The sequence below is a fragment of the Streptomyces sp. NPDC048411 genome (assembly GCF_040704695.1).
Taxonomy (GTDB): domain Bacteria; phylum Actinomycetota; class Actinomycetes; order Streptomycetales; family Streptomycetaceae; genus Streptomyces.
The window spans coordinates 1-5,174 of sequence record NZ_JBEZKL010000248.1; the positions used below are offsets into that span (position 1 = coordinate 1).

Here is a 5,174-nt window from a genome sequence, read left to right on the forward strand (position 1 = left end):
TCAAACGCTACGTGGCCCGCGAGCTCTACCGGCACATGCAGCCTCCGACGGCCGCACAGAGACCTTCAGCCACTTGACGAAACATAGGGGCATCTACAGCACTCACAAGTCGCCGGCAGTCAGGAAGTGGCTGGAGGCCCATCCTCGGTTCCACATGCACTTCACCCCCCACTTACTCCTCCTGGCTCAACCAGGTCGAGCGGTGGTTCGGCCTCCTGACGGACAAGCAGATACGGCGCGGCACCCACAAGTCCCTCCAGGAGCTGGAGAAGGACATCCGAAACTGGATCAAGACCTGGAACGAGAATCCCCGCCCCTTCGCCTGGACGAAGAGCGCCGACGAGATCCTCGAACGCCTCGCCGCATATCTTGATCGAATTCCCGGCGCAGGACACTAGTGGAGGCGGGCCAGCAAGTGGGCGTCGAGGAAGCCCCGCTCGGAGGCCGGGTCGTGGAGCAGCCGAGCGACCGTGACGAGCCCGGCCCCGGCCAGCAACTCGGCGAACCGGTCCACCGGCCAGCTATAGGCGGGCGTCACCTTGTGGTCGAACCGGACCGGCTCCGGTCCCTCGGTCGCGAAGAACGAGACCAGGAGCAGGCCCCCTGGTGCCAGGACACGCACCTGCTCGGCGAGCAGGGCGGGCAATTCCCCAGGCGGGGTATGGATCATCGAGTAGTGGGCCAGCACTCCGCCGAGCGTGCCGTCCTCGACCGGCAGGGCCTCCATTCGCGCCTCGTCGAACCGCAGCGCCGGATGGGCCCGCCGGGCGTGGTCGACCATGGCCGGGGAGAGGTCGAGCCCGAAGGCCTCCAGCCCCAGGTCGTGCAGCATGGCCGTCAGATGTCCGGGCCCGCACCCGACGTCGGCTGCCCACGGGTTCCCCGTCCCGCGCACCAGCTCGGCGAAGGTGCCGATCATGTTCCGCGAGAACGGCTGCGTCTCCAACCGATTAGCGAACATCGACGCATACAGCTCGACGACCCCGTCGTAGGCCGCCCTGGTCTCGTCCTGGTGTTCCATCACGGGAAAGAAGCTAACACCCGCGCCGTTCGCAGCTGTTCTCCGGCCCCATACCGACCCCCTTCCCTGGGGACTGACCGTCCCGTCACCTGGTCACGGGACAACCCGAGTGGTTCGGAGAACGCAGCAGGGAGTTGTCACGTTGTTGGGTGTGTGGGTGTCTGACGGTGTGTTGGGGTGTGGTGGGGCCGGGTGCCGGCCCTGTGTTCAGGCCGCGGGAGGCCGGCCGGTGACGCCGGTGATCTGTTCCCAGATGGTGAAGCGGACGGTCATTTCGGTGTGGTGTTGGGTGCCGGTCATCAGGTGGCGGCGGGGCCGGAAGTGGGGGGTGAGATGCTGCTGAACGCGGACAGGAAGCGCTGCGTGGCGCCCGCGCTGCGGAAGTCTTTCATCGCCCGTTCGCGTTGCCGGGTGGGCTGGTGACTGTTCTCGGCCCGGTTGTTCAGACCCTTGTGGGAACGGTGCTCGACGCAGGGCATGACCGTGCGGTGGGCCGCGCCGTAGGAGCGGAGCTTGTCCGTGACGATCACATGCCGGTCTTCTTCTGGCTTCCTCGCCGGCTACCCGCCGCCGGAACCGGACAATGCCCCCACCACCTGGGACGGCCCTCGGTGCGGCACTGTTTGCCTGCGCCTGTCGCGGTTGTCGCCTCGGCGCGGGGTGAGGGGATAACGCTGTGGCCAGAGTCGACGCGTCGCTGAACAAACTCACGCGCTCCATCGCACACTGTCGAGCAGGTGCTCCGCGGTTGGTCATGAGACCCGGAGGGCGGCGATCCGGGCAGCGAGCGCCTGGTTCATCGCGCGGAACTGCGGCAGGGTGTTGGTGTGCAGCGTGCCCCGGAAGAACGGGATCATCACGCCGGTGAAGTTCTCGCTCTGGGTCAGTCTGACCCGGCTGCCCCCCAACGGCTCGATCAGGAAACGGTGTTCGCCGTCGAAGATCCAGCCGGGGCCGACCCGGCCTATCCAGCGCAGCTCTTTGCCGGCCTCGGCGGCCAGCACGGTAGGAGTGAAGGGGGTATCTCCGGTCTGATCGTGCATCACCAGGTGCAGGGTGGCGTCCATCCTGACCGTGCCCTTGGCGGAGACGATGAACGGGTTCCACTCGTCATAGGCGGGCAGGTCGGTGAGGACTCGCCAGACCTCCTCCGGGGTGGCGTCGAGCTCGACCGAGGCGCTCAGGGTGTAGGGGCGGGTGTTGGTCCAGCCCGTGTAGGCCGCGAGCAGGGCGAGGAGGGATGCGAGCACGGCGAGCAGGCGACGGCGGCGGAGGCGGAAGCGCTTCCGGGGTGGGCGAACGGCGGTTTCCGGTAGTACGGTCATCAGCTCTCCCGGAGGGGAAGGACGCCGTTGAGGGCGGCGTTGACGAGGCGTTCGGCGTAGCTGCGGTCGATCGGTTGGCCGGTGATGAGGAGCCGGTAGTAGAGCGCGCCGGCGAGCTGGTCGAACAGCAGGCCGGGGTCGGTGGCGGGGTGGAGGGCGCCGCGCTGCCGGGCGCGGTCGATCAGCCTCAGGACGAGCTCGTTGCGGCGGGCAAAGACGGCATGTACCAGCACGCCTGTGTCGGGATGGCGGGCGGCCGCGGCAACCAGTTCGGCGACCACGCCGGCCGAGAGGTCGTCTGCCTCGTGCTGCCGTCCGGCGCGGCGCATGCGGTTGAGTCCCAGAGCGATCTGCTGCACGTAGTCGATGAGATCCGCGCGCACGTTCCCGGTGTCCGGGACGGCCACGTCGTCCTGCATCCGGGCGATCACCGCGACGGCCAGGTGATCTTTGGTCGGCCAACGCCGGTACAACGTCGTCTTGGCCACCCCGGCCTGCTCGGCGACCTTGTCCACGACGAAGCCGGCATAGCCGTACTCCATGAGCTGCCCCAGCGCCACCCGCAGAATCCGCTCGTCCGCCTCCGCATCCCGAGGCCGCCCCCGTTGCGCCACGTCCGCACCCACCGCCTTTCCGCTATGACTGTTTCGTAAATCGACGCTAGGGCGCCCCTGCCTTTTACGCAACAGTCGTAGCGAAATATTCGCCTCTGACCACTAGGACGTCACAACGACCTCGTGATCAGGTGGACCCGCCCGGCCTCAATTCGGCTGGCGGACCCTGGGGCCAGTGGCTGGCAGGGTGCGTGGCCGCAGGCGCTCGCCTTGGGGCCCGAACATGATCAGGTATTCGACCGGCCCGCCGGGTCCGGCGTTCGCCACCCCGTGCGGGGTGCGGGTGTCGAACTCGGCGACGTCCCCGGCGGCCAGGACGAGGTCCTGGTCACCGAGCGCGAGCCACAGCCGCCCGTACAGGACGCACAGCCACTCGTAGCCGTCGTGGGAGATCTGCCGGGGTCGTGCGGGCGGCTCCTCGACGGTGGGCAGGACGTGCTTGTGGGCGTGCAGGCCGCCGACGTACCGGGTCAGCGGCAGCACCGCCTTGTCGTCGCCGAAGCTCAGCGGTGCCGAGGTGCGGGGCCCGGCCGCCGGGGCGGGTGCGGTGCCGGCCAGCTCGTCGAGGGAGACTCCGTACTCCTTCGCCAGCTGCAGCACCACCTCCAAGGTGGGCTTGCGTCGGCCGGTCTCCATCCGCGACAGCGTGCTCGGCGAGATGCCGGTCGCCCGGCAGACGCCGGTGAGCGTGGCGCCTCGGTGCTCGCGCGCGGCCCGCAGCCGGGGCCCCATCGCCGCCAGCGTGTCGGCCACGCTGTCGTCGTCCGTCACCCTCGCCTCCCGTTTTCTCCGGCGGCGCCTCCTGGCGCTGTCCTGCAAGATTGCCAGAATGGCAACGCTGATCGCGTCGGGCGGCCGCCGCGCCGCATGATCGACGGGTACCCGCGTCCGCTCGCGAACCGAGGAGAAGCCCATGCAGCCCGAGCCGTCCGCCGAAGTCCGCCAACGCAACGTCCAGGCCCCGGCCGGGCGCCTGCACCTGGTCGAGCAGGGCACCGGCCCGCTGGTCCTGCTCGTGCACGGTTTCCCCGAGTCCTGGTATTCCTGGCGCCGCCAGCTCCCCGCCCTCGCCGCGGCCGGCTACCGGGCGGTGGCGATCGACGTGCGCGGCTATGGCCGCTCCTCCAAGCCGGCCGCGACGGACGCCTACCGGATGCTCGACCTGGTGGAGGACAACGTCGCCGTCGTGCGCGCCCTCGGCGAGGAGAGCGCGGTGGTCGTCGGCCACGACTGGGGCTCCAACATCGCCGCCGCCTCCGCCCTGCTCCACCCCGAGGTCTTCCGCGCTGTCGGCCTGCTGAGTGTCCCGTACGCGCCGCCCGGCGGACCCCGCCCCACCGATATCTTCGGCCAGATCGGCGGCCCTGAGCAGGAGTTCTACGTCTCCTACTTCCAGCAGCCCGGCCGCGCCGAGGCGGAGATCGAGCCTGACGTCCGGGGCTGGCTCGCCGGCTTCTACGCGGCCCTGTCCGCCGACACCATGCTTGCCCAGGGCGAGCCCGACCCGCACTTCGTCGCCGGCGGCGGCCGGCTGCGCGACCGCTTCCCCGCCGGCCGGCTCCCGGCCTGGCTGAGCGAGGACGATCTCGACGTCTACGCCGGGGAGTTCGAGCGAACCGGCCTGACCGGCGCCCTCAACCGCTACCGCAACATGGACCGCGACTGGGAAGACCTCGCCCCCCACCGCGGCGCCCCGATCAAGCAGCCCGCCCTGTTCATCGGCGGCGCCCTGGACGCCTCCACCACCTGGATGGCCGACGCTATCGACGCCTACCGCACCACCCTCCCCGCCCTGTTCGCCTCCCACCTCCTGGACGGCTGCGGCCACTGGATCCAGCAGGAGCGCCCCGACGAGGTCAACCGCCTGCTGACCGACTGGCTCGCCACCCTCCAGGGCTGAACCAGGCGGGCTACCTGGGCAGCTTGGCGGTTCGTTCGGGGTGGGCGGCGGTGACGTAGCGCATGGCGGTCTGCTCGGTGATGCCGAACAGGCGCATCAGCCTGAGCGGGTCGGCGCTTTCGGCTGCTTCGTTGAGGCTGCGGTCTTGTCTCAGGCCGCTCAGTGTCAGCGCCTTGATCCCTGACTCACCAGGGGAGCGCCACACGGGAGCGATTCGGAAGCAGCACGTTGGTACTCGCGAAGTGTTCCGCCGAGTCGATCTCGTTGGCGGACCTGCAGGTGGCTGGTCTGCCCGGGCTCGATCATCGGTGGGG

General features: G+C 69.6%; 6 protein-coding genes and 2 pseudogenes. 2 read left to right on the forward strand and 6 right to left on the reverse strand.

All coding sequences use genetic code 11. The annotated features are described in order from the left end of the window. Positions 1 to 97 precede the first annotated feature (97 nt). A pseudogene (locus AB0915_RS38185) lies at positions 98 to 398 on the forward strand (transposase); the annotation flags it as partial. Here the strand turns inward: AB0915_RS38185 and AB0915_RS38190 are convergent. The 5 genes and pseudogenes from AB0915_RS38190 to AB0915_RS38210 form a co-directional block, all read right to left on the reverse strand. Next, positions 395 to 1,024, reverse strand: coding sequence for a class I SAM-dependent methyltransferase (locus AB0915_RS38190; protein ID WP_366695872.1), 630 nt, complete (start codon positions 1,022 to 1,024; stop codon positions 395 to 397). The pseudogene AB0915_RS38185 and the gene AB0915_RS38190 overlap by 4 nt on opposite strands. Positions 1,025 to 1,368: 344 nt before the next feature. Beyond that, positions 1,369 to 1,551, reverse strand: a pseudogene (locus AB0915_RS38195) (DDE-type integrase/transposase/recombinase); the annotation flags it as partial. Between the two features lie 222 nt (positions 1,552 to 1,773). Next, positions 1,774 to 2,346, reverse strand: a complete 573-nt coding sequence (locus tag AB0915_RS38200; RefSeq protein WP_366695874.1) for an SRPBCC domain-containing protein — start codon at positions 2,344 to 2,346, stop codon at positions 1,774 to 1,776. Beyond that, positions 2,346 to 2,960 carry a TetR/AcrR family transcriptional regulator gene (locus tag AB0915_RS38205; protein ID WP_366695876.1) on the reverse strand — a complete coding sequence of 205 codons (615 nt, stop codon included), beginning with the start codon at positions 2,958 to 2,960 and terminating at the stop codon, positions 2,346 to 2,348. The genes AB0915_RS38200 and AB0915_RS38205 overlap by 1 nt, the downstream gene beginning before the upstream one ends. 147 nt (positions 2,961 to 3,107) lie before the next feature. Next, positions 3,108 to 3,692 carry an XRE family transcriptional regulator gene (locus AB0915_RS38210; protein WP_366695880.1) on the reverse strand — a complete coding sequence of 195 codons (585 nt, stop codon included), beginning with the start codon at positions 3,690 to 3,692 and terminating at the stop codon, positions 3,108 to 3,110. 181 nt (positions 3,693 to 3,873) lie between these two features. On the opposite strand from AB0915_RS38210, the gene AB0915_RS38215 reads away from it, so the two are divergent. Further along, positions 3,874 to 4,860: an alpha/beta hydrolase gene (locus AB0915_RS38215; protein WP_366695878.1), complete on the forward strand. Its 987-nt coding sequence runs from the start codon at positions 3,874 to 3,876 to the stop codon at positions 4,858 to 4,860. Between the two features lie 10 nt (positions 4,861 to 4,870). On the opposite strand, the gene AB0915_RS38220 is transcribed toward AB0915_RS38215, so the two are convergent. Continuing rightward, on the reverse strand, positions 4,871 to 5,065 hold the full coding sequence (locus AB0915_RS38220) for a hypothetical protein (RefSeq protein WP_366695882.1): 195 nt from the start codon (positions 5,063 to 5,065) through the stop codon (positions 4,871 to 4,873). Between the last annotated feature and the right edge of the window lie 109 nt (positions 5,066 to 5,174).